This window comes from Streptomyces sp. NPDC016309 (genome assembly GCF_043077235.1).
Classification (GTDB): Bacteria; Actinomycetota; Actinomycetes; order Streptomycetales; family Streptomycetaceae; genus Streptomyces.
This window is the reverse complement of sequence record NZ_JBIBSG010000007.1, coordinates 257536-279498: the sequence shown is the minus strand read 5'-3', so window position 1 is coordinate 279498 and position 21963 is coordinate 257536. Positions and strand designations below refer to the sequence as shown.

At 75.9% G+C, this 21963-nt stretch carries 20 protein-coding genes and 2 pseudogenes; 14 read left to right on the top strand and 8 right to left on the bottom strand.

From position 1 onward, the window contains the following. Nucleotides 1-35 precede the first annotated feature (35 nt). The 6 genes from ACF068_RS19905 to ACF068_RS19880 all read right to left on the bottom strand — a co-directional run bounded on the left by ACF068_RS19905 (nucleotide 36) and on the right by ACF068_RS19880 (nucleotide 6999). Complete coding sequence (locus ACF068_RS19905) at nucleotides 36-1304, bottom strand: alpha/beta fold hydrolase (protein WP_392275560.1); 1269 nt, start codon at nucleotides 1302-1304, stop codon at nucleotides 36-38. Nucleotides 1305-1362: 58 nt separating this feature from the next. Further along, nucleotides 1363-2127 (bottom strand): DUF72 domain-containing protein, encoded by a 765-nt coding sequence (locus ACF068_RS19900; RefSeq protein WP_392275704.1) that lies wholly within the window; start codon nucleotides 2125-2127, stop codon nucleotides 1363-1365. 21 nt (nucleotides 2128-2148) lie between these two features. Beyond that, entirely contained in the window at nucleotides 2149-4095 is a 1947-nt protein-coding gene (locus ACF068_RS19895; protein ID WP_392275559.1) for a protein-arginine deiminase domain-containing protein, read from the bottom strand. Nucleotides 4096-4511: 416 nt separating this feature from the next. Then, nucleotides 4512-4853, bottom strand: a complete 342-nt coding sequence (locus ACF068_RS19890; protein ID WP_392275558.1) for a hypothetical protein — start codon at nucleotides 4851-4853, stop codon at nucleotides 4512-4514. Further along, nucleotides 4853-5425, bottom strand: a complete 573-nt coding sequence (locus tag ACF068_RS19885) for a GNAT family N-acetyltransferase (RefSeq protein WP_392275703.1) — start codon at nucleotides 5423-5425, stop codon at nucleotides 4853-4855. Before ACF068_RS19885 ends, ACF068_RS19890 begins: the two co-directional genes overlap by 1 nt. A gap of 56 nt (nucleotides 5426-5481) precedes the next feature. Beyond that, nucleotides 5482-6999: an alpha/beta hydrolase gene (locus ACF068_RS19880; protein WP_392275557.1), complete on the bottom strand. Its 1518-nt coding sequence runs from the start codon at nucleotides 6997-6999 to the stop codon at nucleotides 5482-5484. Nucleotides 7000-7153: 154 nt separating this feature from the next. On the opposite strand from ACF068_RS19880, the gene ACF068_RS19875 reads away from it, so the two are divergent. The 10 genes from ACF068_RS19875 to ACF068_RS19830 are packed head-to-tail and all read left to right on the top strand — an operon-like array spanning nucleotide 7154 to nucleotide 18742. Further along, on the top strand, nucleotides 7154-8410 hold the full coding sequence (locus ACF068_RS19875) for an ATP-grasp domain-containing protein (protein ID WP_392275556.1): 1257 nt from the start codon (nucleotides 7154-7156) through the stop codon (nucleotides 8408-8410). Continuing rightward, the gene (locus tag ACF068_RS19870) at nucleotides 8407-9291 is read left to right on the top strand and encodes a Rossmann-like domain-containing protein (RefSeq protein WP_392275555.1); all 885 of its coding nucleotides are present in this window, start codon (nucleotides 8407-8409) and stop codon (nucleotides 9289-9291) included. The genes ACF068_RS19875 and ACF068_RS19870 overlap by 4 nt, the downstream gene beginning before the upstream one ends. Beyond that, nucleotides 9288-10430 carry a PLP-dependent cysteine synthase family protein gene (locus ACF068_RS19865; protein ID WP_392275554.1) on the top strand — a complete coding sequence of 381 codons (1143 nt, stop codon included), beginning with the start codon at nucleotides 9288-9290 and terminating at the stop codon, nucleotides 10428-10430. Before ACF068_RS19870 ends, ACF068_RS19865 begins: the two co-directional genes overlap by 4 nt. Further along, nucleotides 10427-11503 carry a mandelate racemase/muconate lactonizing enzyme family protein gene (locus tag ACF068_RS19860; RefSeq protein ID WP_392275553.1) on the top strand — a complete coding sequence of 359 codons (1077 nt, stop codon included), beginning with the start codon at nucleotides 10427-10429 and terminating at the stop codon, nucleotides 11501-11503. The genes ACF068_RS19865 and ACF068_RS19860 overlap by 4 nt, the downstream gene beginning before the upstream one ends. Then, nucleotides 11500-12792, top strand: coding sequence for an MFS transporter (locus ACF068_RS19855; RefSeq protein WP_392275552.1), 1293 nt, complete (start codon nucleotides 11500-11502; stop codon nucleotides 12790-12792). The genes ACF068_RS19860 and ACF068_RS19855 overlap by 4 nt, the downstream gene beginning before the upstream one ends. Then, the gene (locus ACF068_RS19850) at nucleotides 12789-13577 is read left to right on the top strand and encodes a class I SAM-dependent DNA methyltransferase (RefSeq protein WP_392275551.1); all 789 of its coding nucleotides are present in this window, start codon (nucleotides 12789-12791) and stop codon (nucleotides 13575-13577) included. Before ACF068_RS19855 ends, ACF068_RS19850 begins: the two co-directional genes overlap by 4 nt. Nucleotides 13578-13636: 59 nt before the next feature. Continuing rightward, nucleotides 13637-15253 (top strand): ABC transporter substrate-binding protein, encoded by a 1617-nt coding sequence (locus ACF068_RS19845; RefSeq protein WP_392275550.1) that lies wholly within the window; start codon nucleotides 13637-13639, stop codon nucleotides 15251-15253. Beyond that, nucleotides 15241-16194: an ABC transporter permease gene (locus ACF068_RS19840; RefSeq protein ID WP_392275549.1), complete on the top strand. Its 954-nt coding sequence runs from the start codon at nucleotides 15241-15243 to the stop codon at nucleotides 16192-16194. Before ACF068_RS19845 ends, ACF068_RS19840 begins: the two co-directional genes overlap by 13 nt. Beyond that, nucleotides 16191-16976 (top strand): ABC transporter permease, encoded by a 786-nt coding sequence (locus tag ACF068_RS19835; RefSeq protein WP_392275548.1) that lies wholly within the window; start codon nucleotides 16191-16193, stop codon nucleotides 16974-16976. The genes ACF068_RS19840 and ACF068_RS19835 overlap by 4 nt, the downstream gene beginning before the upstream one ends. Beyond that, nucleotides 16973-18742 (top strand): ABC transporter ATP-binding protein, encoded by a 1770-nt coding sequence (locus ACF068_RS19830; RefSeq protein ID WP_392275547.1) that lies wholly within the window; start codon nucleotides 16973-16975, stop codon nucleotides 18740-18742. The genes ACF068_RS19835 and ACF068_RS19830 overlap by 4 nt, the downstream gene beginning before the upstream one ends. Here ACF068_RS19830 and ACF068_RS19825 read toward each other — a convergent pair. Further along, nucleotides 18697-19053 (bottom strand): PRC-barrel domain-containing protein, encoded by a 357-nt coding sequence (locus ACF068_RS19825; RefSeq protein ID WP_392275546.1) that lies wholly within the window; start codon nucleotides 19051-19053, stop codon nucleotides 18697-18699. The two genes, ACF068_RS19830 and ACF068_RS19825, sit on opposite strands and share 46 nt — an antisense overlap. Before the next feature lie 347 nt (nucleotides 19054-19400). Between ACF068_RS19825 and ACF068_RS19820 the strand changes: the two are divergent. The 3 genes and pseudogenes from ACF068_RS19820 to ACF068_RS19810 form a co-directional block, all read left to right on the top strand. Next, nucleotides 19401-19607: pseudogene (locus ACF068_RS19820) on the top strand (hypothetical protein); the annotation flags it as partial. Between the two features lie 2 nt (nucleotides 19608-19609). Continuing rightward, nucleotides 19610-19666: pseudogene (locus tag ACF068_RS19815) on the top strand (hypothetical protein); the annotation flags it as partial. A 6-nt stretch (nucleotides 19667-19672) separates the two neighbouring features. Next, nucleotides 19673-19933 (top strand): hypothetical protein, encoded by a 261-nt coding sequence (locus ACF068_RS19810; protein WP_392275712.1) that lies wholly within the window; start codon nucleotides 19673-19675, stop codon nucleotides 19931-19933. 69 nt (nucleotides 19934-20002) lie between these two features. Here ACF068_RS19810 and ACF068_RS19805 read toward each other — a convergent pair whose 3' ends face one another. Then, a complete protein-coding gene (locus ACF068_RS19805) occupies nucleotides 20003-20452 on the bottom strand; it encodes a lamin tail domain-containing protein (RefSeq protein ID WP_392275545.1) in 450 nt (149 codons plus the stop codon). Between the two features lie 179 nt (nucleotides 20453-20631). On the opposite strand from ACF068_RS19805, the gene ACF068_RS19800 reads away from it, so the two are divergent. Further along, entirely contained in the window at nucleotides 20632-21897 is a 1266-nt protein-coding gene (locus ACF068_RS19800) for a cytochrome P450 (RefSeq protein WP_392275544.1), read from the top strand. Nucleotides 21898-21963: the final 66 nt, after the last annotated feature.

The following is a 21963-nucleotide window of genomic DNA, read 5'->3' as shown; positions in this document are numbered from 1 at the left end:
GCGTACCGGATGGACCAGGTTAAGCGGTTTTCCGTTCACCCGGGAAGCGCTGTGGACAACACCTGGAAGAACCGTTCGTTGGCCCAGTAGGAGCTGTGGGCGGCCGACACCGGCTGGCCGTTGTCCACCTCCACGTCGGTGATCCGGGGGTCGTGGCCGAACGCCCCGGCGGCGAGGTAGGAGAGCAGGTCGCGCCGGTCGTAGACGTTGAGCCAGCGGGGGAAGGCCGTGGGCAGCCCGCTGCCGTAGGGGCGGGAGGGCAGCGCGTCCAGCTCGTACAGCAGGGGTGCCTGGGAGCCGGCCGTGACCAGCAGGTCCACCGAGACGCCGTCCGGCGGGTCGGTGAGCAGGTCCACGGCGATCACGCCGCCGAGGCTATGACCGAGGACGACGACCGGGCCGGGGCCGGGCAGCGCGCGGATCGTGTCGGCGACGTGGTCGCGCACCGCCCGGCCGCGCACGAGGTAGCTGACGATGTCGCCGAAGAAGCCCACCGAACGGCCGCTCAGGGCGGCCCGGCGGGAGACCAGCATCCGGGAGCCGACCGACCGCTCGAAGAGCCGGGCGGAGAAGCCCAGCGCGGCCACCAGGGCGTCACCGAGGCCCTTGACGTCACCGCCCAGTTCGGCGGTGAGCGTGTCCACCAGGTCGTCCCGCGCCGCGACCGGCACCTCGCCCGCCGGGCGGCCGGCGCGGGCCAGCGCCCAGGCGGTCAGGGCGCGGGCGGTCAGCCGGGGCAGGGCGTCGCCCTCCGGCGCGGCCAGGGCGGCGGCGCGGCGCAGCGGTGGCGCGGCGAGCAGCGCGTCCACGGCCCCGGCGAGGGGTACGGACGGGACGGCGGCGTCCCAGGCGGTGCGGACCGCTGCCGAGCCGGCCAGCCGGCCGACCAGGTCCAGCAGCGCGTCGCCGGGCGCGACCGCCCCCGGCACGAAGGCGGGTGCCGGCGGGCGGGACGACCGCTCCGCCAGCGCGTAGGCCCCCAGCTCGGCGAACGGGTCGGCGTACAGCATCGCCCACCGCAGCCGGTCCTCGTCGTCCTCCCGGACGGCGACCCGCTCCGGCCCGGGGGTGCCCTCGTCGCCCTCCCGCACCGCGCCCGGCTCCGGCCCGGCGGCGTCGGTGGCGTACCCGGGGATGGAGACGCCGCCGGCTCGCAGGTACGAGCCGAGCGCCGAGCCCCAGTCGCACGGCTCGACCCGCACGTCGGGCCGCACGCGCGCGAAGCCGGCGCGGACGGCCTCCAGGGCGGCGGTGTACGACGGCTCGCGGACCCCCGTACCGTGCACGAACAGGACCGTGACCATGTGACCCCCAAGTGGCGTGCCGGCGAACCCCGTTGGCCGAGTCTAGGGATCCGGGCCGTCAGCGGGTGGGCGTACGCGTGACCGTGCGGCCGAGGCCCGCCGCCGCCCGCGCGAACACGGCGGCGTCCAGGACGGCGGCGCCGCCCGGGTCGTTGTTGAAGTAGACGTACACGTCGTCCCCGTCCGCCCAGGCGCCGGCGATCCGGCCCGCCCAGGACGCGAGCGCCCGGCGCCCGTAGCGCGGCCAGGGCGTGGCGGCGCCCGCGTGGAACCGCACGTACCCCCAGGGCGCCGTGCGCCACAGCGGTGTCACCGGCCGGGAGTCCCGGTCGGCCCAGCACAGGGCGGCGCCGTACCGCTCCAGCACCGCCCGCAGCTCCCGTTCCGCCTCCCACCAGGAGGGGTGGCGCAGCTCGACGGCCACCCGTACGCCACCGGGGAAGCGGCGCAGGCAGGCGTCGAGCGCCCCGGTGTCCTCGCGGAAGTTCGGCGGTAGCTGGACCAGGACGGGCCCCAGCCGGTCGCCGAGGCCCTCCGCCCGGTCCAGCAGCCGTGCCACTGGCTCCTCGGGGTCGCGCAGCCGCTTGATGTGGGTCAGATAGCGGCTGGCCTTGACCGCCATGACGAACCCCTCCGGGGTCCGGTCGTGCCAGGCGGTGAAGACCTCCCTGCTGGGCAGCCGGTAGAAGGCGTTGTTGTTCTCCACCGTCGCGAAGTGGCGGACGTACTCCTCCAGCCACAGCCGCTGCGGCAGCCCGGCCGGGTAGAGACCGCCGCGCCAGTCCGCGTACTGCCACCCCGAGGTTCCGACGAGCATGGGCACATCACCCATGCTCCCCTCTGGTCACCGCTTCCACCACGCGGCGGAGGCGTCCCGCAGGGTGTTCGTCCCGCAGTGCACCTCGCCCATGCCCAGGTGGTAGGTCTCCCAGTCGTCGATGTACGAGACCTTCATCCCGGCACGCGTGTAGGCGGCGGTCACGGCGGCGGTGAAGACGTCCTTGCCGCCGATGACCGGCCCCCACTGGCGCGGGGCCAGGTAGCGGTCGCCGCTCAGCAGGATGCCGTTGACGGCGCCGGGGACGTACGCGCTGGTCATGACGGTGCCGGGGCCGGCGGCCCGGCCGTCGCGGCGCTCCAGCCGCTTCTGCTGGCCGTACTCGGCGACCGCCTCGGGCACCTCGCCGGCGCCCAGCCGCGACAGGCGCGGCACGCGGTCACCGCGCTCGCCGACCTGCTCGGTGCCGCGCGTGTACAGCGCCGGCACGCGCACGACCTCGGCGTCCGTCACGCCGGTCTCGCGCTGGAGGACCGCCAGGTTGGCCTTGATCCGGGCGGCGGCCAGGGCGTTGTCGGCGACCAGCTCCTTGTTGGCGAGGGCCTGGTCGATGGTCTCCTTCGGGGCGAGGCGCTCCTCGGAGTCCGGCACCGAGAACATCCGGGTCTTGCCGTGTCCGGCCTTCTGCGCCTCGCGGAGCAGCTCCAGACCGGCCTCGGGGTCGGCGATGCCGATCTTCCAGCCGCGCGGGGTGCCCGGCGCCGGCAGGAACTGCACGAACTCGTCCACATGGCCCACGTGCAGCCAGGAGGTGTCCAGCAGCAGGGGGTTCTGGAGGCCCTGGGAGGCGAGCATGGTCCGCATCGCCAGGGCGGGCTTGGAGCCGTCGTCCTTGCGCTCGCCCATGATGATGCGCCCGGCCGGGTAGGACCGGCCCTGGTGGGTGTACGGGGGAATGGTCTCCAGGTTCCCCATCGAGTTCAGGGTCCACTCCTCCGAGTCGCGGACCCCGGAGACCTGGACGACGCCGACGCCGTTGCCGCGCACCTTCTCGAACAGCTCGCGGCCCGCCTCGCGGTCGGGCTGGGCCGAGCGCAGCATCACGCGTATGACCTGGCGGCGTCCGCCGGGGCCGGTCATGCTCACGTAGCCGGGCTCGACGAAGTCCTGCGCCCAGATGTCCTGGTACTTGTCGAGGGTGAGGAGCGGCTCGGTGATGCCGGCCGCCTTCACCTCCTTGGCCAGGCCGTTGACGAACGCCTGCTGGCGGCGGGCGTAGTAGTCCTTGCCGGGCACCTTGGTGACGAGGACCCGCTGGGCCTTCTGGAGGTGGTGGTGGGTCAGCAGCGGGGCGACGTGGAGGGTGATGTCGTCGGAGGTGGCCGCCGTGCCCGGGCCCGACACGGTGAGGCGGATGACGGCACGGCCGTCCCAGACCTTGGCGTCGCGGACGATGTCGGTGCTCTCCACGCCGAACTCGACCCCGGCGCGCAGCTCGGCCGCCGTCAGGCGCGTCTTGCCGGTGACGTGGGCCCAGCCGGTGGCGCGCTTGACGAAGACGCGCGTGTTCTTCCCGCCGGCCGGGACGCTCACCGAACCGGTGGCGGTGGCGGGCAGGTTCGTCATCGGTACGGCGCGGACGCGGGCCAGGTCGGCGAGGTCGGCGTTGCCGTTGACGATCGCGTCGGCGCCGTCGTTGCAGGCGGCGAGCGCGGCGTCGGACAGGGGCTTGCCGCCCTTGCCGGTGGTCGGGCAGCGCTTGGTGTCGTCGTCGATGTTGGGCAGGAACACCGCGCCCCGCGCGGGCGTCCAGGTGTCCTCGCCGGTGGTGTCCGTCGTGCCGGTGAGGTCGACCCGCCCGTCGCGGTCGACGTCCGCGCGCAGGTCCACCGGCTTCACCGGGGGTGCCGGGGCGGCGATCGCCGGTGACACGGGTGCCAGGACGGCGCCGATCGCGATCAGGGCGAGGGCCGTTCGTCTCGGTGTGCTCGTAACCACCTTGCGTCCCTTCATGGGGGGTTGGTTGCCGAGCGGGAAGAGGGCGCGGGCGGGCGTCGCGTTGCCTGGCGGGCGGGGATTGGCGCAAAGGGCGGGCTACCGGCGGGGGTCGGCGGCGACCGGCGGGACCGGGCGGGGACGGGCGGGACCGGCGGTGCGTGACCGACGATGCCGGTGTCACCGCCGCCCGTCCGCGCGTGCGGCGGGGCGCCCGGGAGCACCGGGGTGGCCGTGGACGGTGGCCGGCGGGATCCCGCACGGCGGTCATCATGTCCGGCGCCGCGCGGCGGCTGAGGCGGCCGGGCGTACGGGGGCGTAGGGGACGTACGGGGGCGGCGGGGCACGCGGCCGGGGGCCGGGCATCGCGCGGGGCCGCCACCGGGGCCGACGCCCGGTGACGGCCCCGGCCCGTGCGTGCGGCCGCCGGGCGGTTACCGCACCGCGCTGAGCGAGGTGACCAGGCCCTGCGCGAACTGCGTGGCGCCGGAGAGGCCGAGGGCGCCCGCGCCGCTGAGGGGCGCGGTCACGGTGCCGAGGGGGCCGGACGCGCCCCCGAGCAGCCCGCCGCCCAGGTTCTCCGTGAGCCCGCCCGGCAGTCCGCCCGGCAGCCCTCCCGGCTGGGCCGCGGGCGCGCCGCCGGTGAGGCCGCCGGTGAGGCCGGCCAGCGGGTCCGCGGCCGCGGCCTGGGCGGTGGCGGCGCCCGCGAGGGCGAGGGTCGCGGTGGCGGCGGTGGTGGCGACGATACGGGCGGTGGCGCGGCGGGTCCTGGTCATCAGCTTCTCTCCGGTCGGTCGTGCGGTACTCCGACAACGCCCCGACCCGCCGGGAAGGCACGGTCCCGGTCCGTGCCGGCACCGGATGGCGGCCGCGTGCCCGGGAGCGGGATCTCGAAGTGGACCGTGGCCACGCCGGGGCCGTGCTCGCCCGTCGTGCGGGCGTCGAACACCTCCTCGGCCAGGCCGCGCCAGAAGGCCCCGGCGCCGTCCACGTCGACGTTGGTGTGCAGGTACAGGCGGTCGTAGCCGGGGGTCGAGGCGACGAAGTCGCGGGCCCGGCGCACCAGGGTCCGCGCCAGGCCCCGCCGCCGGTGCCCGGGGGCGACGTACACGCGGACGAGCTGGGCGGTGCTCCCCGGCGGGTAGCGCTCGGCCAGCCACCGGGGGTGCGGGGGGTGGGCCGGGCCCGTCGACCGTACGCCGGTGGTGGCCACCACCTCGCCGTCCCGCACGGCCACCAGCAGCAGGTGCCGGGGGTGGTCGAGGTAGGTGCCGGTGAGGTCGACGACGTCGTGGTGCCAGGCGGGGACGTAGCCGTAGCCGAAGTCCCGGTGGAAGGTGTCCAGCATCAGCCGCCGCGCGCCCGGCAGGTCCGCGGGGGTGGCGGGCCGGACGGTGTAGTCGCTCACGGGGCGTCCCCCGGGGTGGGCAGGCCGGGGCCGGCGCAGTGCACGTCGGCCGGCGGGACGGTGCCGGCGGTGAGGTAGGCGGTGACGGCGGTGTCCACGCACGCGTCGCCGCGGCTGGCGAACACGCCGTGGGAGTAGTCGTCGTGCAGGGTGACCAGGCGCGAACCGGGCAGCCGCCGCTGGAGCCGGCGGGCCCCCTCGACGGGGGTGACGGGGTCGTGCGCGGAGGCGACCAGCAGCACGGGCGGGGCGTCGGGCGAGCCGAGCGGGGTGCGGCGGGCGGGCGTGTGGTGCCAGTACGCGCAGACGGAGGCCTCCATGCCGGTGAGCACCGGCAGCGGGTCGGCCCGGCGGGCGCGGCGGAGGTCGGCGAGGATCCGGGCGGGCGCGGGGCCGGGGCCGTCGGCGCACTTGACGGCCCGGTTGGCGGCCTCGTACGTCCGTGAGGCGGGGCCGTCGAACGGCTCCTTGGGGCGCAGCGGCGCGGTGTCGCCGTCGCGGAGGTACGCGCGGATGCCGTCCGCGAGCGGGGTCCAGCGCTCGGTGCGGCCGAGGGCCCGGTACACGGCGCGGTCGAACTCCGCCGGGCCGTAGCCGGTACGGGCCCGCTGGTAGGCGGCGCGGACCGCCCCGGCGGTGGTCCCCAGGCCGAAGCGCCCGGAGTGCCGGGCGGCCCAGTCGAAGAACACCTCGCGCTGGCGCAGCAGGGTCCGGCTCTGGCGGACGTCGAAGTCGTACCAGTCCCCGGGCCCGACGACGCTGTCCAGCACCATGCGCCCCACCCGGTGCGGGTACAGGGCCGTGTACGCGGCGCCGAGGTAACTGCCGTAGGAGACGCCCAGGAAGGCGATCCGCTTCTCGCCGAGCGCGGCGCGGACGGCGTCCATGTCGTGGGCGGTGCGCGTGGTCGACAGGTGGGGCAGGGCGTCGCCGGTGCCGGCCGCGCAGTCGTCCGCCATGCGCCTGAGCGCGCGCAGGTACGCCGTCTCCTCCGCGCGGCCCTCCGGCACCGGGTCGGGGCCGGGCGTGGCGAACAGGCCGCCCATCGGGCCGCAGTCGGCGGGCGCGCTGAGCCCGGTGCCGCGCGGGTCGAAGCCGATGACGTCGTACGCCCGGCGGACGGCCTCGGGGAGCTTGGCCCGCTTGGTGACCGCGTACGGCAGTCCGGAGCCGCCGGGTCCGCCCGGGTTCACCAGCAGGACGCCGCGCCGCTCGGCGGGCGTCCCGGAGGCGGGCACCCGGGAGACCGCGAGGCGGATCCGCTTCCCGTCGGGACGGCCGGGGTCCAGCGGTACGGCGAGCCACCCGCAGGTGACGCGGTCGGGCGCGGGCGGTGCCGGTACGGAGGCGGGGCAGGGCCCGAACCGCAGCGCGGGCGCGGCGGCGGGGGCGGGGGTGCGGGCGGCGGGCGGGGCGGCCGCCGCGGGGCCGGGGCCGGGGGCGAGCGCGGTCGCGGCCGTGGCGGCGACGAGGGCGTACAGCAGGGGCGGGTGGGGGCGGGCAGCGGCAGGCACGGGTCTCGCATTCGGAAGAGCGACGCTCCATCAGATGACAATGAAAACGATTATCGATAACGTGCTCCCCGGTCAAGCCCGCGCGCCTCCGGACACGTACCGGTCCCGTCGGGCGCGACCGCATACGTCCGCGCACGCCGAAGAAGGGGAAGCCGTGGCTCATCTGCTGGTGGTCGAGAGCTGGGTCGGATCGATGAGCAGGCTGCTGCCACGGGCGATCCGCGAGGAGGGCCACGAGTTCACCTTCCTCACCCGCGACCTGCACCACTACCTGCGCTCCGCCCCCGAGGGCACCGCGCACCCGCTGCTCGCCGCCCGGCACGTGCTGACGGCCGACACCAACGACACCGCCGCCCTGCTGCCGTTCGCCGAGCGGGCCCACGCCGCCCTGGGGTTCGACGGGGTGATCACCTCGTGCGACTACTACCTCGGCACCGCCGCGCGGATCGCCGGACGCCTCGGCCTGCCCGGGCCCACCCCCGAGGCGGTGGTGAACGCCTGTCGCAAGGACGCCACCCGGCAGGTCCTGGCCCAGGCCGGTGTGCCCGGGCCCCGTTTCGCGGTCTGCGCCGACCGGGCGGAGGCGGAACGCGCCGCACGGGAGATCGGCTACCCCCTGGTCCTCAAGCCGGTGGACCTGTGCGCCGGGATGTTCGTCCGGCGCGTCGACGACGAGGCCGCCCTGGTGGCCGCGCACCGGGCGCTCGCCGCGTTCCCCGTCAACGCCCGCGGCCAGCGCCGGACGCCGGTCGTCCTGCTGGAGGAGCTCCTGGAGGGCCCCGAGGTCAGCGTGGAGACGGTGTCGTACGACGGCACGTCCCACGTCGTCGGGGTGACCGACAAGAGCGTGGGCGGGGCGCCCGCCTTCATCGAGACCGGCCACATGTTCCCGGCCGCGCTGAGCCCGGCCGACTCCGAGGCGGCCGAACGGACCGCGCTGCACGCCCTCAAGGCCCTCGGCCTCGACGCGGTGGTCGCCCACACCGAGATCAAACTGACCCCCGACGGGCCCCGCGTCGTCGAGGTGAACCCGCGCCCCGCCGGCAACCGCATCACCGAACTCATACGGCACGTCACGGGGATCGACCTGGCGGCCGCCGCCGTGGACGTCGCCCTCGGCCGCCGGCCCGACCTGCGGCGGCGGGCCACCGGGCTGCGCAGCGCCGCGATCGGGTTCCTCGTCCCGGACCGGGAGGGCGTGCTGGACGGCGTCGACGGCGCCGACGAGGTGCGCCGGGCCCCCGGCCTGCTGGAACTCCAGCTCGCCGAGCCGGGCGCGGCCGTCAGGGCGGCGGGCAGCAACAACGAGTACCTGGGGCACGTCATGGCCGGCGACGCCGACGGCCCGGGCGCCCGCGACCGTGTCGAGGCGCTCCTCGCGGCGCTCCGCCCCCGGGTGGTGACCCGATGACGCCCCCGGCCGCCGCCGCCGGCCCGGCCACCGCCGTGGACACCGCCGGCCCGGCCCCGGCGGCCCGCCCGGCGGCAGCCTCGTACGACGAGCTCGTCGCCCGCGTCCTGCGCGGCGGCCTCGGGCCCGACCCCGGCACGCAGCGCGTCTCGGTGGCGTTCACCACCCGCCAGTCCGTACGCCACCAGGGGCGCGGGACCGGGTACCGCAACGAGGTGCTGAGCCTGCGCCTCGGGGCGGCGGTCGGCTCGTGCGCCGTCGAACCCGGCGGGCTGCCCGACGGGGCCGTCGACGACTGCGTGGGCGCGGACGTCGCCCGGCTGCTGGAACACGAGCTGCCGCCGGTACGGGTGGCCGCGCTGGACGCGTACCTGATGCACGTCCTGCCGCACACCGCCGCGAACGGCGCCCGGCCGTTCCCCCTCCCCGCGGGCGGGTCGCTCGACAAGTCCCGGGCCCGCGCCCGGGCCGTCACCGACCTGCTCGACACCGCCCCGGGCGCCACCGTGCTCGTCGTCGGCGTCGTCAACTCCCTGCTGGAGGCGCTGCGGGCGCGCGGGCTGGCGTACGTACCGTGCGACCTCAAGGGCGGCACCACCGAGTGGGGCGAGCCGGTGCGCACCGACGCCCGGGCGGAACTGGAGCGCTGCGACGCGGTCCTCGCCTCCGGCATGACCCTCGGCAACGGCACCTTCGAGCCGCTGCGCGCCCACGCGCTGCGGCACGGCAAGCCGCTGGTGATGTTCGCGCAGACCGGCAGCGCGGTGCTGCCGCGCCTGATCGGCGCCGGAGTGAGCGCGGTGTGCGCCGAGCCGTACCCCTTCTTCTGGCTGGACGGCGGTCCCGGCGTCGTCCACCGGTACGGCGGGGCCGCCTCGTGACCACGGCCGTACGGAGCCCCACCGGCAACCCGGAGCTGCTCGCGCTGCTCGGCCGCACCCCGCTCGCCCGCGTCACCGCCGACCTGCCGTGCCCGCAGCCCGGGTTCTGGGCCAAGCTGGAAGGCCTCGGCGTCGGCGGCATGAAGGCCCGGGCGGCGGTGTCCATGCTGCTCGGCGCCCGGGAACGCGGCGAACTGCGGCCCGGCGCACCGGTCGTGGAGTCCACCTCCGGCACGCTCGGCATCGGACTGGCCTTCGCCGGCCAGGCCCTCGGGCACCCCGTCGTGCTGGTCGGCGACACCGAGCTGGAGCCGTCGATGCGGCAGTTGCTGCGCGCCCACGGCGCCCGGCTGGAGCTGGTCGACCGCCCGGCCGCCGAGGGCGGCTGGCAGGCGGCCCGGCTGGCGCGACTGCGCGAACTGCTGGCGCTGCTGCCGCACGCGTACTGGCCCGACCAGTACAACAACCCCGACAACACCGCCGGTTACGCCTCCATGGCCGCCGAACTGGCCACCCAGCTCGACCACCTCGACGTGCTGGTGTGCAGCGTCGGCACCGGCGGCCACAGCGCCGGGATCACCGGCCCGCTGCGGCGGCACTGGCCGCGGCTGCGCCTCATCGGCGTGGACGCCACCGGCTCGACCATCTTCGGCCAGCCCGCCCGGCCCCGCCTGATGCGCGGCCTGGGCAGCAGCATCCACCCGCGCAACGTCGCCTACGAGGCGTTCGACGAGGTCCACTGGATCGGCCCCGCCGAGGCCGTCGACTCCTGCCGCCGGCTCGCCCGCTCCAGCTTCGTCAGCGGCGGCTGGAGCACCGGCGCCGTCGCCCGCGTGGCCGCCTGGGCCGCCCGCGTCCACCCCGGGGCCGTGGTGGCCACCGTCTTCCCCGACGGGCCCCACCGCTACCTCGGCTCCGTCTACGACGACGACTTCACCACCGCCCACGGCATCGACCCGGCCGGCGCCGCCGCCCGCCCCGTCGAGATCCCGCACCCGCGCGCCGTGGAAGCCACCGGATGGGCCCGCTGCACCACCGTCACCGACCCGCTCGACCGCACCACCCCCGCCCCGCGCGGCGACCACCCCGCCACCACCCCCGCCCCGCGCGGCGGCCACCCCGTGAAAGAGAGCCCGTGAACGTCACCCGGCGCACCGTGCGCCTCCGCCTCAGCGAGCCGCTGCGCATATCCCGCTCCACCATGGCCGCCCGCGACGCCGTGTGGCTGACCGTCGAACACCAGGGGCTGCGCGGCCACGGCGAAGCCGTCACCAGCGCGTACTACGGCCTCGACGCCCCCACCATCGAACGGCTGCTGGACGACGCGGCCCGGGAACTGCGCCGCTTCGACGGCCCCGAGAGCGCCCTCGACGCGCTCCGCGCCGGAGCCCCGGCGCTCACCGCCGCCCCGCCCGCCGTGATCGCGGCGGTCGAGTCGGCGCTCCTCGACCTCGCCGGGAAGCGCGCGGGCGTCCCCGTCCACCAGCTCCTCGGCGACCGCCCCGGCCCCGCCGCCGCCCCGCCCCGTGCCGCGACCGCCCGCACCATCGGCATCACACCCGCCCGGCGGGCCGCGGCGCTGGCCGGGCACCTGGTCCGGCAGGGGTTCACCGTCCTCAAGCTGAAGGCGGGCGCCCCGGACCCGGACGACGACGTGGCCCGCGTACGGGCGGTCCGCGCGGCCGCCCCGCACGCCCGGCTGCTGCTCGACCCCAACGGCGCCTGGACGGCGGACCGGTGCGCGCGGCTGCTGCCCCGGTTCGTGGAACTGGGCGTCGAGGCCGTGGAGCAGCCGCTCGTCCCCGGCGACCCCGAGGCGCTGGCCCGGCTCGCGGAACGGTCGCCGCTGCCGGTGATCGCCGACGAGGACGCGGTCGGCCTCGACGACGTCCGCCGCCTCGCCGGCCGCGTCCAGGGCGTCAACGTCAAACTGGCCAAGTGCGGCGGCGTCACGGCCGCCCTGCGGATCGCCCGGCTGATCGCGGGCTCCGGCACGGAGCTGATGCTCGGCTGCCTCACCGCCAGCACCCTCGGGATCGCGCCCGCCGTCCACCTCGCCGACCGCGCCCGGTGGACCGACCTCGACGGGCACCTGCTGCTCGCGGACGACCCCTGGACGGGCATCGGCGGCGCCGACGGCACCGTACGGACCGGCCGGAAGCCCGGCCTGGGGGTCCGCCCGCGCGCCACGGCCCGGGGGGCCGGCGCATGACGGCCCTCGGCGAGATACGCGGCTTCCCGCTCGCCGTGCGGCTGCTGCTGGTCAACCAGTTCGGCGTCAACACCGGCTTCTACCTGCTCGTCCCCTACCTCGCCCTGCACCTCACCGAGGACCTCGGCATGTCGGCGGCCGTGGTCGGCGTCGTGCTCGGCGTGCGCAACCTCAGCCAGCAGGGGCTGTTCCTCATCGGCGGCTCCGCCGCGGACCGGCTGGGCGCCCGCCGCGTGATCATCACCGGCTGCGCGCTGCGCACCGCCGGGTTCGGGATGTTCGCCCTCGGCGACGGCCTCACGGTGCTGCTGGCCGCCTCCGTCCTGAGCGGACTGGCGGGCGCGCTGTTCAACCCGGCCGTCCGCGCCTACCTCGCCCAGGAGGCGGGGGAGCGCACGGCGGAGGCGTTCGCCCTGTTCAACGTGTTCGCCACCACCGGCGCCCTGGTCGGACCACTGCTGGGCAGCGCCCTGCTGCTGGCCGACTTCCGGGTCTCCGCCCTCACCGCCGCCGGGATCTTCGCCGTCCTCACCGTCGCCCAGGCGCTGGTGCTCCCGGCGCGCGAGGCCGCCGCGCCCGCCCGGGGCGGTGTGCTCGGCGACTGGCGGGAGGTCGCCGGCAACCGGCGGTTCGTGGCGTTCGCCCTGGCCATGGTCGGCATGTTCACCATGGAGAACCAGCTCTACCTGCTGCTGCCCGACGGGGCGCGCGCCGCCACCGGCTGGGACGGCGCGGCGGGGCTGGTGTTCCTGGTGGGCACCCTCGCCAACCTGGCGTTCCAACTGCCCCTCACCCGGGCGCTGAAGCGGCGCGGCCGGCGGGCGTGGTGGATCGCCGCCGGCCTCGCCCTGATGGGCCTGTCGTTCCTGCCGCCCATGCTGGTGGCGGACGGCGGGCCGGCGCCCGGCGGCGGGCCCGGCGAGGCGGCGCTGCGGGTGCTGCCCGTGCTGGGCGGGGCGCTGCTGCTGTACCTGGGCGTGATGGCCGCCCAGCCGTTCGTGATGGAGCTGATCCCCCGCTTCGGCCGGCCGGAGCTCACCGGCACCTGCTTCGGTCTGTTCTACGTGGTCTCCGGCATCGCCGCCGCCGTGGGCAACGCCGTCGTCGGCCGGGCCATGGACGCGGGCGCCGACGGGGGCGCGGCCTGGCTGCCCTGGGCGTGCTGCCTCGCCCTCGGGCCCGTGTCCGCGGCGGGCGTGCTGTGGCTGCACCGCCGGGGCGCCCTGCCGGAGGCCACCGGGGAGACGCGGCGGACGGCCGCGCCCCGCGGCGCGGGGCGGTGCGCATGACCGGCTCGGCCAACCTGCTCACCGACAACCCGGCCCTGTACGAGGCGCGCTTCCCCGACCCCGGGCGGCTCGCCGGGCGCTGGGCCGAGGACACCCTGCGCCGGTACGGGGCCGGGCCCCGGGTCCTGGACATCGGCTGCGGCACCGGCCGCGACGCCGCCCATCTGCACGCGGCCGGCCGCCGGGTCACCGCCGCCGACCTGTCCGGCGCGATGCTCGCGTACGCCCGCGAACACCACCCGGGGCCCGACCACGTCCGGGCGGACCTGCACGGCTTCGACCTCGGTACCGGGGCCTTCGACGCGGTGGTGTGCCTGGACAGCTCCCTGCTGTACTGCCACACCAACGCCCAGCTCGACGGGTTCCTGACGTCCTGCCGCCGCTCGCTGGCACCCGGCGGTCTGCTCGTCGCCGAGATGCGCAACGGCGCCTTCTTCCTGGGCCGTACGGAACTTCTCGGCACCCCCGCCGTCAACGGCTTCACCTGGCGTGGCACCGCGTACCGCTCCAGCACCACCCTGCACGTCGACCGGGCGGCGCAACTGCTGCGGCGCACCCGGGTGTGGACCTCCGACGACGGAGCCCCGCCCGTCGAGCAGCGCTCCGCGTGGCGGCTGCTCTTCCCGCAGGAGCTGCGCCACCTCCTGGCCGTCCACGGCTTCGAGGTGCTGGCCCTGTACGACCGGCCGGGCCCGCGCACCGACCCGCCCTGGCGGGAGGGCGACCCGCCCGCCGCCACGGCCGACGGCGACCGGCTGCACCTGGTCGCCCGTAGCCGCGCGTGACACCCGCCGCCCCCGCCCCCGCGCCCGTGACCCACCCGCCCAGCACCAAGGAGACCGCCATGAACGACGTCCCCAGGAACGACGTCCCCGTGAACGACCCCCGCTTTCCCGGTCTGCGCCGGCGGGGCTTCCTCGCCGCCGCCGGAGGCGCGGCCGCCGCGGGCCTCGGAGGGCTCGCCCTCACCGGCTGCGCCGGGTCCGGGCCCGCCGCCGGAGCCTCCGCCGACGGCGGCGGCAGGCCCCGGCGGGGCGGGCGGCTGCGGGCCGCGTTCGCCGGCGGCGGTGCGAGCGAGACCCTCGACCCGCACCTGGCCAACCTGTTCGCGGACGTGGCCCGCGCCAAGGCGCTGTTCGACAAGCTGGCCGACTACGGGCCCGACCTGTCCGCCCGGCCGCGCCTCGCCTCCGGCTGGGAGCCGAGCGCGGGCCTGGACCGCTGGAAGGTCACCCTCCGCGAGGCCGCCTTCCACGACGGCCGGCCGGTCACCGCCGCCGACGTGCTGTTCAGCTACCGCCGCGTCGCCGACCCGGCCGGGGCGTACCGGGCGAAGGCGTCCCTGGAGCCCATCGACCTCGGGGCCAGCCGGGCGATCGACGCGCGGACCGTGGAGTTCGTCCTCAAGCGCCCGACCGCCGAGTTCCCCAACGTGCTCGCCGCGTTCGGCGCCTACGTCGTCCCGGAGGGCGCCGACGACTTCGACCGGAACCCCGTCGGCAGCGGCCCGTTCCGGTTCGTGTCCTTCGCGCCCGGCCGCTCCGCCGTCTTCCGGCGGAACGACGACTACTGGGACGGCGCCCCGTACCTCGACGAGCTGGAGTTCGTCGTCGCCAACGAGGAGTCCGCGCGGGTCAACGCCCTCCTCGGCGGGCAGGTCGAGTACGCCCACGAGCTGAACCCCACCACCGCCCGCGCCCACGAGGACGGGGGCCGGGTCCGGATCGTCCGGCTCCGCAACAGCGCCATGCAGTCGTTCGCCATGAAGACCGACCGGCCGCCGTTCGACGACGCGCGGGTCCGCCAGGCGTTCTTCCTGATCGCCGACCGCAAGGAGCTGGTCGAGGGCGCCCTGTCCGGCGCGGGCGAGATCGGCAACGACCTGTTCGGCAAGGGGTACGAGTACTACGCCGGCGGCCTCCCGCAGCGCGAACAGGACCTGGACCGGGCCAGGGCGCTGCTCAAGCGGGCCGGCGCGGAGAAGCTGAAGGTCACCCTGGACACCTCGCCCGTCGCCGCCGGGTTCACCGAGGCCGCCGCCATCTTCCGCGACCAGGCGGCCCGGGCCGGCGTCACCGTCACCGTCAGGACCGGCAGCAAGGACAGCTACTGGAAGGACGTCCTCGACTCCGGCACCCTGTGCTGCTACCGCTCCGGTGCCATGCCCATCGAGGCGCACATCTCCCAGCGCCTGCTGACCGGTTCCACCACCAACGCCACCAAGTGGCACCACAAGGACTTCGACGCCCTGTACCGGCAGGCGCAGTCCACCCGGGACCGGACCGCGCGGGCCGCCGTCTACGAGCGGATGCAGCGCCGGCTGCACGCCGAGGGCGGCTTCCTCGTCTGGGGGTTCGCCGACTGGATCCTCGGCACCGCGAGCAACGTCCGGGGCGTCGCGTCCGGGGCGCCCGCCAACTCCCTGGACTGGGCCCGCTTCGACAAGGTGTGGCTGGCGTGACCTCGTGGATCGTCCGGCGGCTGCTGCTCGGTGCCGCGCAGACGGCGGCCGTGGTGCTGCTCGTCTTCGCCCTCACCGAGGCGCTGCCGGGCGACGCGGCCGTGTCCCTCGCCGGCGACCAGCCCGACCCGGCGCGGATCGCCGCCGTCCGCGAGGCCCTGGAGCTGGACCGGCCCGCGCACGAGCGGCTCGCGGACTGGACCGCCGGGCTGGTACGAGGCGACTTCGGGACGTCCCTGGCGTCCGGCCGGCCCGTCTCCGCGTACCTCGTGGACGGCTTCGGGCCGACGCTGCTGCTCGCCGCCCTGACCGTGGTGCTGCTGGTGCCGGCCGGCGTGGGCCTCGGGGTGCTGGCCGCCCGGCACGCGGGGCGGTGGGTGGACCGGCTGGTCAGCGCGGTGACGCTGGGGGTGTACGCGGTGCCGGAGTTCGCGTCCGGGGTGCTGCTGGTCACGGTGTTCGCCCTGCGGCTCGGCTGGCTGCCGCCGACCGCCGTCGGTTACGGCACCGACCTGCTCGCCCACCCCGCCGCGCTGGTGCTGCCCGTGCTCGTCCTGCTGTCGCGCCCGGTGTGCTCCCTGGCCCGGCTGGTCCGGGCGGGCATGACGGAGGCGCTGGCCTCCCCCTACGCCGCCCAGGCCCGCCGGTACGGGATCGGCGGCGCACGCGTCCGGTACGGGCACGCGCTGCCCAACGCGCTCGCGCCCGCCGCCCAGCAACTGGCCCGCACCGTCGACTGGCTGCTGTGCGGGGTGATCGTCGTGGAGGCCCTGTTCGTGATTCCCGGTCTCGGCACCGTCCTGATGAACGCCGTCACCGAGCGGGACGTCCCGGTCGTCCAGGCCCTCGCGGTGGTCTTCGGCGTGGCGACCGTCGTCCTCAACCTGGGCGCCGACCTGGTCGCCCGCCGGTTCGCCCCCCGGGCGGAGGTGGCGGCGTGAGACGGCGCTTCGTCCTGGGCGGCCTCATCGTCGGCGTACCGCTCCTGATCGCCCTGCTCGGGCCGCTGTTCGCCGGCGAACCGGGCACGCGCGCCACCTCGTTCACGACGGGCGGCGGGCACTGGCTGGGCACCGACTTCACCGGACGGGACGTGTGGCGGCAGGTGCTGCTCGGCGGGCGGCCGGTGGTGCTGGTCGCGCTGGCCGCGACGGCCCTGGCGTACGCCGTCGCCCTGCCGCTCGGGCTGGCCGGCGCGCTCACCCACCGCGCCTGGCTGGAGGAACTGCTGATGCGGCCCCTCGACGTGCTGCTGGCGGTGCCGTCGCTGCTGATGGTCCTGCTGGTCGCCGCCGTGTTCTCGCCCGGCGCGGTGGGCCTCGCGCTGCTGGTCGCGCTGGTCAACATCCCGGACGCGGCCCGTATCGTGCGCGCCGCCGCCGCGGAGGCGGCGTCCCGCCCGGCGGTGGAGGCGCTGCGCATGCAGGGCGAGACCTGGTGGCGCACAGCCGTCGGGTACGCCGGCCGGTCGGCCGTCCGCACGCTGGCCGCCGACGCGGGCGTACGGCTGACGGGCGTGCTGTACCTGGTGGCGACGGCCGCGTTCCTCGGCGTGGGCGTCGCGCCCGACGCCGCCGACTGGGCGGTGATGGTCGACCGCAACCGCACCGGGCTGTTCGTCCAGCCCTGGGCCGTCGTGGTGCCCGCCCTGCTGATCGTCGCGCTGACCACGGGGAGCAACCTGCTCCTCGACGCGGCGCTGGAGAAGGGGAGACGCGCGTGAACGCGGTGGCCGACATCAGGGGCCTGCGGGTCGAGACCGGGGGCCGGGCCGTCGTCGACGGCGTCGACCTCCGGCTGCGCCCCGGGCGGGTCACCGCCCTGGTGGGGGCGTCCGGCAGCGGCAAGACCACCACGGGCCTCGCCCTGCTCGGCGAGTACCCGCCCGGCGCCCGGGTGACCGGCCGGGTCCGGGTGCCGGAGGGGCTCGTCGGGTACGTGCCGCAGCACCCGGGCGCCGTCCTCAACCCGGCCCGGCGGGTGGACGCGCTGCTCACGGACGTCGCCCGCACCCGGGTGCGTGGGCTGCCGCGCCGGGAGCGCCGGGCGGCCGCCCGGGCCCGCGTGGCCGACGCCCTGGCCCGCGCCGGGCTCCCGGACGGCGAGGTCCTGCTGCGGCGGTACCCGCACCAGCTCTCGGGCGGCCAGCAGCAGCGGGTCGTCCTCGCGCAGGCGCTGCTGCTCGGCGCCGAGGTGATCGTCGCCGACGAGCCGACGACCGGTCTGGACCCGCTGACCAAACGGCACGTGGTGGACGGACTGGCCGCCGTCGCCCGGCAGGGCGTCGCGCTCCTGCTGCTCAGCCACGACCTGGACGTCGTCCGGGACCTGGCCGACGACGTCCTCGTGATGCGGGCCGGGCGGGTGGTGGAGTCCGGACCGCCCGGCCGGCTCTGGCACGCCCCCCGCCACCCCTGGACCCGCGCCCTCCTCGCCCCGCCCGCCGCCCCGCCGCCCCCGGCGCCCGGTGGGGGCGGGAGCGTGGTCCTGCACGTGCCGGAGGGGCTCACCGCCCGGCACGGCCGGGCCACCGTGCTGCGCACCACCGGGGCCCTCACCCTCCGCGCCGGTGAGTGCCTGGCGCTGGTGGGCCGCTCCGGCAGCGGCAAGACCACGCTCGGCCGCTGCCTGGCCGGGCTCCACCGCGACCACGACGGGGACGTCCTCCTCGACGGCTCCCCCCTGCCCCGCAGCCTGCGCGACCGCACCCGCGGGCAACTGGCGGCGGTGCAGTACGTGTTCCAGGACGCGCGGGCCGCCTTCGACGAACACCGCCCGGTGCTCGACCAGGTGGCCCGCACGGCGGTACGGCTGCGCGGCGCGGACTGCGACGCGGCGACGGCCGAGGCGCTGCGCACCCTGGCCGGCCTGGGGCTCGACGCCCGCCTCGTCCGCCGCCGTCCCGCCGGCCTGTCCGGCGGCGAACTCCAGCGCGCCGCCCTCGCCCGCGCCCTGCTCGCCGAGCCCCGGGTGCTGGTCTGCGACGAGATCACCTCGGGCCTCGACACGGTCACCCGCCGCGGCCTCCTCCGCACCCTCACCGGTCTCCTCCGCGAGCGCGGTGACCTGGCCCTGGTGCTCATCACCCATGACCTGGACACCGCCGCCCCGGCCCACCGGATCGCCGTGCTGGACGGGGGCCGGATCGTCGAGCAGGGCCCGGCCCACCGGGTCCTCGCCTCGCCCCGCCACCCGTTCACGGCCGCCCTGCTCGGCCGGACCGCGGGCCAGGCGAGACTTTCCGGACCCGACCTAGCGCAGCGGGCGGTTGCGGCCCCGGCGGAGGGCGAGGAACAGCACGTCGAGCACCAGGACCACGATGCCGATGATCAGCAGGTACATCAGGCCCTCGATCACCACGCCGATGAGCCCCAGGACGATGGCGACGATGATCAGGAACAGGAACAGCACCATGGAAGGCACCTCCTCGAATGGCGTAGGGGTCAGCGGCGGGCGAGCCGTCGCTCGCCGTGGGCACCCGGTTCGTAGGGCATGCCGTAGTGCCGGAAGATGTCGGCCTCGCCCTCGGCCGGCAGGACGTCGTCGGTGCCGATGGACGGCGCCTTGCGGACCTCCCCCTTGGAGTGCGGCACCTTGAGGTAGTCCGGCCCCACGATCGCGTCGCCGATCGGGACGAACACCAGCCGCTGCCTGGTCGGCAGCCCCGTCCGTACGGTCGCCACGGCCGGCTGGTCGGTGACGGTGTCCACGTAGACGGCCTCCAGCACGCCGATCTTGTGGCCCTTGGGATCGACGACGTCGTGGTTGCGCCACTCGCGGATGTCTGCTGACTGGATCATGCGTTCTGCCCTCTGAGCGGGTCCGTGCGGTCCGTGCGGTGGGTCTGGCCCTTCCCGGGTCCAGCGTCCGCCCGCGCGCCGACCGGCGCCACCGCACGGCACCCGGTCACCCTGCCGCGACGCCCGCCGGGCGGGGCCCCGGCACCTCCTCCGTGGTGTTCCCGCGGTGCTCCCGGGCGTCGCCCCGGGGTGTGCCCGCCGCTCGCCCATGCCTTATGTCGCGGAGGCAAAGCAAGGGGGACGGACGACGCGGCCGTCCTGTGCGCGGCCTGCGTCGGGTGGTCCTCCCGCCTCGCCGCGGACGTCTTCCACCTCTCCCAGAAGCGCCACTGAGGGGGAGCCGACCGATGAGCACCGGGCTGATACACCGCCCCGCCCGGACCACCCGGCCCCCGGCCGCCCCCGGGGCGCGCACCATCGAGGCCCCGCCCAACCTCCCCGAGGGCAAGGGCGGCAACATCGCGATGTCGCTGCTGCCCGTCGCCGGTGTGATGTCGTCCGTCGTGATGATGACGGTCGTCCGCAACAGCCAGTTCGCCGCGCTCGGCGCGCTGACCTGGTCAAGGCATCGCTCTACGGCGTCGACGCATCCGGGGCGAGCTTCCGTGGGGCGCGCGTGATGGGTGCCTCACTGCTGGATGTGAACCTGTGCGGCGCGGATCTTTCGAATGCGGTGGTGCAGGAAAATTCATTTCAGGTGCGCATCGACGGTAATACCGTCGTGAATGGTCTCTCAGGTTCCGTTTTCGGCCCGGTGGAGCTGGCTGCTGAAGAGGGTGGCGTTCGCGAAATCGGCGGAGAGGCCCTTGAGGAGTGGCTGCGAGCGAGGGGCGCGAACGTCCGGGTCGTCCCGCGCGCCTCTGCTCGCCGAGCCGGCTGAAGGAGACCCGTGCGGGGGGTACCCCGCCCGCTCCGCCCGCCGGTGAGGGGGCGGAGCGGGTGGCGGTCGTCAGCAGTACTTCGACGAGCCGGTGGAGCCCCAGGCGCAGGAGTCGACGAGGGTGCCCGACGCCTTGCGCAGGTACGCGGTGTCGCCGTCGTTGTTCCACACGTACGCCGCCCGGCCCCAGTACCGGTGCCCCGCGGTGTTGGTGCCCCGGCCGGTGTGGACCGTCAGGTACCGCTTGGCGCCGATCGTGCCGCTGAAGGTGTACGTCCAGCCCGCCCTGTCCTTCAGCTTCCAGTTGGTGAGGGAGATGGCGGACGTGCCGGAGTTGTAGAGCTGCACCCACTCCGCGTTCAGCGACGTGTTGGTGCGGTTGTCCGTGCCGGGCGAGTTGTAGTACACGCGGTAGATGCTGACGCCCCCCGCGGCCTGGGCGGCCGGAGCGGCGGTCAGCAGGCTTCCGGCGACGGCGGTGGCGACGACGGCTGCCGACGCGGCGAAGCGAACCTTCAAGAGTCCTCCCCAAGGTGAACCGTGCGTTCCACGGCGGGGAAAGCACACCATATGGTCATGGAGTTACTGGTCGGTTTGGCCCATTCAGGAGCGAACCGGTGCGGTCTCGTCCCGGAGCCCGTCCGCGCGTAGCGTGATGCGCCCATCGCGACGCGACGAGCAGGAAGCAGGAGGCGCTGATGCGCGACCAGGACCGCTTGGTGATCGATCCGGCCGGCCGGGACATCCACGGGGAAGCGGCCCGCTTACGCGAACGCGGGCCCCTCGCCCGCGTCGAACTCCCCGGCGGCGTCGAGGCCTGGGCGGTCAGCAGCCCCGACCTGCTGAAGCGGCTGCTCACCGACCCCCGGGTCTCCAAGGACCCGCGCCGCCACTGGCCGGCCTGGATCAACGGGGAGATCTCCCCGGAATGGCCCCTGTTCACCTGGGTCGCCGTGGAGAACATGTTCACCGCGTACGGCGGCGAGCACAAACGCCTCCGCACCCTGGTCGCCAAGGCGTTCACCGCCCGCCGCACCGCCGCGCTGCGGCCGCGCGTGGAGGAGATCACGGCCACGCTGCTGGACCGCATCGCCGAGGCCGGCCGGCACGGCGCCGTCGTGGACCTGCGGGAGATGTACGCGTACCCCCTCCCCATCCAGGTGATCAGCGAGCTGTTCGGCCTCCCCGAGGAGAAGGGCGGGGAACTGCGCTCCATCGTCGACAGCATCTTCCACACCGCCGCCGACCCCGCCGAGGTCACCGCCACCTACACCCGGCTCTACGCCGTCATGGCCGAACTCGTCGCCGCGAAACGGCTGGCCCCCGGCGACGACATGACCAGCGGTCTCATCGCGGCCCGGGACGAGGAGGGCGGCACCCGGCTGAGCGAGGAGGAACTGCTCGGCACCCTGGTGCTGATGATCGGCGCCGGCCACGAGACCACCGTCAACCTTCTCGACAACGCCATCCACGCCCTGCTCACCCACCCCGACCAGCTCGCGCTCGTACGGGCGGGCCGGGCGTCCTGGGACGACGTGATCGAGGAGACCCTGCGGTCCGACGCCCCGGTCGCCAACCTCCCGCTGCGGTACGCCGTCGACGACATCGACGTCGACGGGACGGTCGTCCGCCGGGGCGATGCGCTCCTCGTCGCGTACGCCGCCGCCGGACGCGACCCCGGGCGGTACGGCGAGGACGCCGACCGCTTCGACGTCACCCGGGCCGACAAGGAGCACCTGGCGTTCGGCCACGGCGTCCACTACTGCCTGGGCGCCCCGCTGGGCCGGATGGAGGCGCGGATCGCGCTGCCGGCGCTCTTCGAACGGTTCCCGGAGGTGGAACTGGCCGTGCCGGCGGAGGAGTTGCGGCCGGTCGAGTCGTTCATCTCGCACGGGCACCGTTCGCTTCCCGTGCGCGTCGGGGTGCCCGCCGACGGACGCGGCGGCGGGCCGGGCGGCGTGTAGAGGGCGGCGGCCGACGGGGCCGCGCGGATGATCGCCGCGACCTGGTCCCGCCCCCCGGGCCGTGGC

Bases quoted from the DNA above. Each gene is read 5' to 3' on its own strand.
- ACF068_RS19825 (WP_392275546.1), bottom strand. From the start codon at position 19,053: ATGATCCAGTCAGCAGACATCCGCGAGTGGCGCAACCACGACGTCGTC.
- ACF068_RS19890 (WP_392275558.1), bottom strand. From the start codon at position 4,853: ATGACCAGGACCCGCCGCGCCACCGCCCGTATCGTCGCCACCACCGCC.
- ACF068_RS19870 (WP_392275555.1), top strand. From the start codon at position 8,407: ATGACGCCCCCGGCCGCCGCCGCCGGCCCGGCCACCGCCGTGGACACC.
- ACF068_RS19845 (WP_392275550.1), top strand. From the start codon at position 13,637: ATGAACGACGTCCCCAGGAACGACGTCCCCGTGAACGACCCCCGCTTT.
- ACF068_RS19885 (WP_392275703.1), bottom strand. From the start codon at position 5,425: ATGCTGGACACCTTCCACCGGGACTTCGGCTACGGCTACGTCCCCGCC.
- ACF068_RS19855 (WP_392275552.1), top strand. From the start codon at position 11,500: ATGACGGCCCTCGGCGAGATACGCGGCTTCCCGCTCGCCGTGCGGCTG.
- ACF068_RS19810 (WP_392275712.1), top strand. From the start codon at position 19,673: ATGGGTGCCTCACTGCTGGATGTGAACCTGTGCGGCGCGGATCTTTCG.
- ACF068_RS19800 (WP_392275544.1), top strand. From the start codon at position 20,632: ATGCGCGACCAGGACCGCTTGGTGATCGATCCGGCCGGCCGGGACATC.
- ACF068_RS19895 (WP_392275559.1), bottom strand. From the start codon at position 4,095: ATGAAGGGACGCAAGGTGGTTACGAGCACACCGAGACGAACGGCCCTC.
- ACF068_RS19905 (WP_392275560.1), bottom strand. From the start codon at position 1,304: ATGGTCACGGTCCTGTTCGTGCACGGTACGGGGGTCCGCGAGCCGTCG.
- ACF068_RS19850 (WP_392275551.1), top strand. From the start codon at position 12,789: ATGACCGGCTCGGCCAACCTGCTCACCGACAACCCGGCCCTGTACGAG.